The following is a 5,483-nucleotide window of genomic DNA, read 5'->3' as shown; positions in this document are numbered from 1 at the left end:
CTCTAATATAAGTAGTTACTCCAGTTGCAATTACATAATCTTCAGGGATATCTTGTTGCAAAATTCTCCACATCGCCTCTACATAATCCTTAGCATGTCCCCAGTCTCTTTGCGAATTTAAGTTTCCTAAGTATAAACAATCTTGCTTTCCTTTTGCAATAGCAGCTACTGCCATGGTTATTTTACGCGTTACAAAAGTCTCTCCACGTCGAGGCGATTCATGATTGAACAAAATACCATTACAAGCAAACATATTATAGGCCTCACGGTAGTTTTTTGTAATCCAAAAAGCATAAATCTTAGCCGCTCCGTAGGGCGAACGTGGGTAAAAAGGTGAGTTTTCATCATAAAAACCTTGTGCATTTTTATTTTCTGCCAATCCTCCATACAGTTCCGAAGTTGAAGCTTGATACACTCTGGTTTTTTTTGTTAAACCTAATATGCGAATAGCCTCCAATATTCTTAAGGTTCCCAATCCGTCTACATTAGCCACATATTCTGGTGAATCAAAAGAAACCATTACATGCGACATGGCTCCTAAATTATAGATTTCATCAGGCTGCACTTCTTGTATAATTCGAATAATATTAGTCGAATCGGTCAAATCACCATAATGCAATTTAAAGTTTACATTTTCTTGATGTTGATCTTGATATAAATGATCGATACGTTGGGTGTTAAAAGAGGACGCACGGCGTTTTACCCCATGAACCATATATCCTTTTTCTAATAATAATTCGGCTAAATAAGATCCGTCTTGACCTGTAATTCCTGTTACTAATGCTACTTTTTGTGTTGTGCTCATATTAGTTGTTTGTTGTTAGATGTTTGTTGGTTCGTTGTTCAGCATAAAAAATTGTTGAATATTGAACGCTCAATAACGTATTTTGAAGTTTTACTTCACGCCTGTACAAACCATTTACATCTTCACTTGCTTATATTTATCGATATTTTCTAAAAACCAATCGTATGTTTTTTGAATTCCTTCTTCTAATTGCACTTGGTGTTTCCATCCTAGGGCATGCATTTTAGTAATGTCCATTAATTTTCTGGGGGTACCGTCTGGCTTAGTACTGTCCCAAATTATTTTGCCTTGGTGTCCTACAATTTTCTGGATGGTTTCGGCCAATTGTTTGATGGTCAAATCTTCTCCTGTTCCTACATTGTATAAATAATCCGGCAGCGTGTTTTCTAAGGCAAATACAACTGCTTGAGCCATGTCGTCTACAAACAAAAACTCTCTCATAGGTGTTCCGCTACCCCAAAGAGTAACTGGAGCATTGTCATTTTGCTTTGCCTCATGAAACTTGCGCATCATTGCTGGTAAAACATGTGAGGATTTTAAATCGAAATTATCGTGAGTTCCATAAAGGTTAGTCGGCATTAAACTTACATAATCCTTATTGAATTGATTTCTGATGGCCTGACAAGCTTTTACACCCGTAATTTTTGCTATGGCATACCACTCATTTGTCGGTTCCAAAGTATCAGTTAGTAAATATTCTTCTTTTAGCGGTTGTGGCGCTAGTTTTGGATAAATGCAAGAACTGCCCAAAAAAATAAACTTCTCCACACCAGATTGCAATGCAGTATCGATTAAGTTGTTTTGAATTTGCATGTTTTCCATGATAAATTGATACGGAAAATCGTTATTCGCCAGTATTCCTCCCACTTTTGCGGCAGCGTCAATAATAACATCTGGTTTTTGAGCTGCCATAAAGTCTTTAACGGCTTGCTGGTTTCTTAAATCCAACTCCTTGCTTGATGCACCAATTAAATTGGTATAACCTATAGCGGCTAAACTTCTCCAAATAGCACTGCCTACCATACCGTTGTGACCTGCAATGTATATTTTAGTATCTTTATTCATTATTTTTTAATTCAATAAATCAGAATTGTCCTTTGCAAGTGCATTATACACGCCTTTGACATCCTGTGAAAATTCTTTTTTCAAAATTAAGTTGGCCGTATCCGTATAAACAAAGATGGTGTTTGTAACACCTACAAAAGCCGTATAAGTATCAGTACCTATAGCCATGTTACCGTTTTTATCGACGGCATGACCAATAGTTACTAAATAATCATAGACCGATTCAAAAGAACCTAAATCTGACCAAGCAAATTGTGAGGATACCACTTTTATTTTTTTGCTTCTTTCCATTACTGCATAATCAATACTAATGGAAGGAATATCGAGAGATAAATCTAAATTTAAATTACCCGCTTTATTGTTTTCCCAAGCTATTTTAGATTTTTCATACACTTCAGGATGAAAGGCTTTCAATTCTTGTAACAAAACACTTGCTTTAAAACAAAACATACCGCTGTTCCAAAGAAAGTTTCCCTGAGTTATAAATGCGCTGGCAGTAGCTTGGTTTGGTTTTTCTCTAAAAGAAATTACATCGTCTCCTTTGTGCTCTATATAGCCATAACCTGTTTCCGGTTTCACAGGTACAATACCAAAAGTAACAATGTATCCTTGAGATGCCTTATCTACGGCTTCATTAATTGCCGCCTCATATACTGGCCTGTCACCTATAATATGATCGGATGGGGTTACAACCAAAATATCATCAGGATGAGCAGCCAAAGCAGCAAAAGCAATAGCTGCTGCTGTATTTCTTGGCGTAGACTCAATGATATCGATGTAATCTGTATTGGTTTTTTTTAATATTTTTTGACTCAAACCACAGTTGTCAACATTTCCAACAACCATTACCTTATCGGCAATATTAGCGTTCCTTTCAACTGTCATTTCGAATAATGATTTTCCTTCAAAAATTTCTAAGTATTGCTTGGGTTTCGTTTTTCGAGAAAGAGGCCATAAGCGGCTTCCTACACCTCCCGTGAGGATAACGTGTATAATTTTATTGTGGTTATTCATAGTTGTATTTATAAAACACGTTGTGTTTAAAAAAGTAAACAGTTTTGATTATTATGTAGTAAAAAAAGTTTTTTTGTTGTTGCAATATAGTAAAAAAGTACATTCGCTAAAACAGAATAAATGAAAATTTATTTTGTTTTTAGTTATTAAAATTTTTAATATTTATAAATTTGAAATAGGTACCCTATTAATAGTTACATTATAACTACATTTTAAATGTATTTTTTTAATAAAAAACCTAAATTAAATATGGACGAAAAATCCTATTAAGGATATTTAACCTTAGAATTTATTAAATATTAATTAAAAAAATGTATACTAATATTAACATTACAAATATATACAAAAAAAGTTTAAACAAATAGTAAATTAATAAGCAATACTTAAACAAAAAAAAGACAATAATTACAAAAAATGATAATTAATAAACATTATAGGACAGAAAATGTACATGCAAAATCGTCTTACAAATTGAGCAGTACTCTTTATGCCGTAATCCTAAAAATAATTGGAGGTTTTTTAGTAATAAGGAAAGCTAACTAAAGAAAGTCAACAATACCGATAAAAAAAGCAACTATTGGTTTAAATAATTTTAGAAATAAACATCTGAAATAGTAACCTCAAAATGCCTGCTAACTTAGTTAACTTGGAAACAGTCAAATCCGTTTCACCTCTTTCAATTTTACCACAACCCTAGTACTCACACTCATTTGACTCGAAACATATTGTCGTGTTAGGTTTTTGATTTTCCTAATGGCTCTGATCTTGTTAGAAATCGCCTTTTTTGTTTGAAAGAAATTAAAAATATATTAGATATATTAAAAAAAAAAATAAATATTTGTACAGAAATATATGCTTTTCTATTAATACATACAAAATTACATTTTTTAAATTTTATTAATAAAAAAGCTACAAGTGTTAAAAAGATAATAAATAAAATTATTAATGTTTTTTTTTAAACGTATTAAGGAATTTATGTTACTTGTAGGACTTTTCTTCATATTTTTATATAAAACAAGTAACCTAGGCAACTAGAAAGCAAATAAATATAATGGCTAATTAAAAACATTAAAACTCAAAAAAAATAAAATGAATTGGCATGTATTGTATACCAAACCCAAATGGGAAAAAAAAACGGCAGAGCAATTAATCAAAATTGGGATAAATTGTTATTGTCCAACTGTTGTAAAAGTGCGTCAATGGTCAGATAGAAAAAAGAAAGTAGAAGTTCCTTTGTTCAATAATTATATATTTGTGCAGTTAGATGAAAAAGACCGAAACAACGTATTTATATCGCCCGGGGTAGTTCGCTATTTGTTTTGGTTGGGAAAACATGCTGTTGTAAAAGACTTCGAAATTAACACTATTAAAGAATGGCTTACTGTTGACAATACTGAAGTATCGGTCTCAGCATATAAAATTGGTCAAAAAGTAAAATTAGATTCAGGGGTCTTTTCTGAACAGTATGCTGTTGTAAAAGACATAACAAAGACTCATTATGTTTTAATTTTAGAATCTTTAGGTTGTGTTTTAAAAGTCAAGCATTTATAAAACCCTTTATTATTATTTTTAATAAAATAGTAATACTGTACTTTTTAAGTATAAAAAACAAACTATGTGAGCTATCAAAAACTATATATAGTTAACACATATAACAACATCTAAACAGAATCAAAAAAGTTAGAAATAATATTTTTTTTTAAAATTTAAAACAAAAGCCTCAAGAAAAATCATGAGGCTTTTGTTGTTGTTTATTATTTGGTAAAAAATATTTGTTTTAAAAGTTAGTTTAAAACATTCTAATAGGCAAAACAAAATATAACCCATTTTTTGCAGACCAGGCATTAGAATTATTATTTACTGTATTTGTATTTACGGTACCATTAGTATTAAGTACATAAGCATAACTGTCATTGGTTTCTGTTGAACTACAATAGGTATGGGCAGGATTATATCCTGAACCTGCTATATTGTCTTTATTAGTATATAAATATTCAAGTTCACCTCTTGATGGTAAATACCAATCACCATATCTTACTTCGTTAGCTTGAAGTGAAGGTCTATATTGTTGTACTAAAAATGCACTATAAAAATCAAAAGAACTAGCCTGTGAATAATTATACCATTGAGAATTAATATCAGTAGTGGTTTTTGATATCATGAGAGTTGTATTTGCATATCCACCACCAAGACCTGATCTAAATGCCCCATATGTTGTTGTATAATTTTTGATCCAAACTACACCCGTTGTACTTGTGAAGTTTTCAGGACCTAAGTCTCCTATCTCGTCTTTTGCAACAATCAATCCATGAGCCCCATTATCCCAAACATAAAAGAGATGAGCTTACTAGCATAAACAGCTTAGACTTTAGTTACAACAAGACATTGGATGCAGTAAGAGATATATTCATGTTCTCATGTTATACGGGATTGCGATTTTGCGATGCTATGGAGTTAACGCTGGACAACATTATGATTATTAATGATGAGCAACACATTCGCGTTGATCAGATTAAAACAAATAAAAGGCGAGAGATCCCTTTATTAACTTCTGCGGTAGACATACTTAACAAATACAGCTCAGCGCATTTTAGGCTTG

The 5,483-nt window shown here is 31.9% G+C and carries 6 protein-coding genes; 2 read left to right on the top strand and 4 right to left on the bottom strand.

Translation table 11 applies throughout. The features are described 5' to 3' along the window. The 3 genes from gmd to AABM47_RS08725 all read right to left on the bottom strand — a co-directional run. The coding region (gmd, locus tag AABM47_RS08735) for a GDP-mannose 4,6-dehydratase (protein WP_338410542.1) at window positions 1-805 on the bottom strand (805 nt) is incomplete at its 3' end. Window positions 806-919: 114 nt separating this feature from the next. Continuing rightward, complete coding sequence (locus AABM47_RS08730) at window positions 920-1,870, bottom strand: GDP-L-fucose synthase (protein WP_338410541.1); 951 nt, start codon at window positions 1,868-1,870, stop codon at window positions 920-922. A gap of 6 nt (window positions 1,871-1,876) precedes the next feature. Continuing rightward, a complete protein-coding gene (locus tag AABM47_RS08725; protein ID WP_338410540.1) occupies window positions 1,877-2,884 on the bottom strand; it encodes a mannose-1-phosphate guanylyltransferase in 1,008 nt (335 codons plus the stop codon). A gap of 1,089 nt (window positions 2,885-3,973) precedes the next feature. Between AABM47_RS08725 and AABM47_RS08720 the strand changes: the two genes are divergently transcribed. Continuing rightward, complete coding sequence (locus AABM47_RS08720) at window positions 3,974-4,435, top strand: UpxY family transcription antiterminator (RefSeq protein ID WP_338410539.1); 462 nt, start codon at window positions 3,974-3,976, stop codon at window positions 4,433-4,435. A gap of 238 nt (window positions 4,436-4,673) precedes the next feature. Here AABM47_RS08720 and AABM47_RS08715 read toward each other — a convergent pair whose 3' ends face one another. Further along, window positions 4,674-5,189 (bottom strand): hypothetical protein, encoded by a 516-nt coding sequence (locus AABM47_RS08715; protein ID WP_338410538.1) that lies wholly within the window; start codon window positions 5,187-5,189, stop codon window positions 4,674-4,676. A gap of 80 nt (window positions 5,190-5,269) precedes the next feature. On the opposite strand from AABM47_RS08715, the gene AABM47_RS08710 reads away from it, so the two are divergent. Next, a partial coding sequence (locus AABM47_RS08710) for a tyrosine-type recombinase/integrase (RefSeq protein WP_338410537.1) occupies window positions 5,270-5,483 on the top strand: 214 nt, incomplete at its 3' end.

This window comes from uncultured Flavobacterium sp., assembly GCF_963925415.1.
Taxonomy (GTDB): domain Bacteria; phylum Bacteroidota; class Bacteroidia; order Flavobacteriales; family Flavobacteriaceae; genus Flavobacterium.
This window is presented reverse-complemented; position numbering and strand designations above follow the sequence as displayed.

What these genes read in the sequence shown, in the direction of transcription:
- AABM47_RS08730 (WP_338410541.1), bottom strand. Translation starts at nt 1,870, where the DNA reads ATGAATAAAGATACTAAAATATACATTGCAGGTCACAACGGTATGGTA.
- AABM47_RS08725 (WP_338410540.1), bottom strand. Translation starts at nt 2,884, where the DNA reads ATGAATAACCACAATAAAATTATACACGTTATCCTCACGGGAGGTGTA.
- AABM47_RS08720 (WP_338410539.1), top strand. Translation starts at nt 3,974, where the DNA reads ATGAATTGGCATGTATTGTATACCAAACCCAAATGGGAAAAAAAAACG.